Raw genomic sequence first — 469 nt, 5'->3', positions numbered from 1 at the left:
CTTTTTTAAAAAATGGAGGAGGTAGAGGGATTCGAACCCCCGCGCGACTCTCGCCGCCTGTCGGTTTTCAAGACCGATCCCTTCAGCCAGACTTGGGTATACCTCCAGAGTATTTACTTTAAATGGTGGACCTTGTAGGACTCGAACCTACGACCGGACGGTTATGAGCCGTCTGCTCTAACCAGCTGAGCTAAAGGTCCTTTATGGTAGCGGCGGAGGGGATCGAACCCCCGACCTCACGGGTATGAACCGTACGCTCTAGCCAGCTGAGCTACACCGCCATAATAAAGTTATAAGTGGAGCCTAGCGGGATCGAACCGCTGACCTCCTGCGTGCAAGGCAGGCGCTCTCCCAGCTGAGCTAAGGCCCCATGTTGTTAAAACTATCGGGAAGACAGGATTTGAACCTGCGACCCCCTGGTCCCAAACCAGGTGCTCTACCAAGCTGAGCCACTTCCCGTTAATAAAAG

At 53.7% G+C, this 469-nt stretch carries 5 tRNA genes; all 5 read right to left on the bottom strand.

Annotated elements, in window-relative coordinates:
* Positions 1 to 13: 13 nt before the first annotated feature.
* Positions 14 to 106: transfer RNA gene (locus tag LOK41_RS28590), tRNA-Ser, on the bottom strand.
* Between the two features lie 17 nt (positions 107 to 123).
* Positions 124 to 200: transfer RNA gene (locus LOK41_RS28585), tRNA-Ile, on the bottom strand.
* A gap of 4 nt (positions 201 to 204) precedes the next feature.
* Positions 205 to 281: transfer RNA gene (locus LOK41_RS28580), tRNA-Met, on the bottom strand.
* 16 nt (positions 282 to 297) lie between these two features.
* Positions 298 to 370, bottom strand: a tRNA-Ala gene (locus LOK41_RS28575).
* A 15-nt stretch (positions 371 to 385) separates the two neighbouring features.
* Positions 386 to 459: transfer RNA gene (locus LOK41_RS28570), tRNA-Pro, on the bottom strand.
* Positions 460 to 469: the final 10 nt, after the last annotated feature.

The organism is Bacillus sp. TL12 (assembly GCF_022625245.1).
Taxonomy (GTDB): domain Bacteria; phylum Bacillota; class Bacilli; order Bacillales; family Bacillaceae_G; genus Bacillus_A.
The sequence above is the reverse complement of the archived record's forward strand: the minus strand, read 5'-3'. Positions and strand labels throughout refer to the sequence as shown.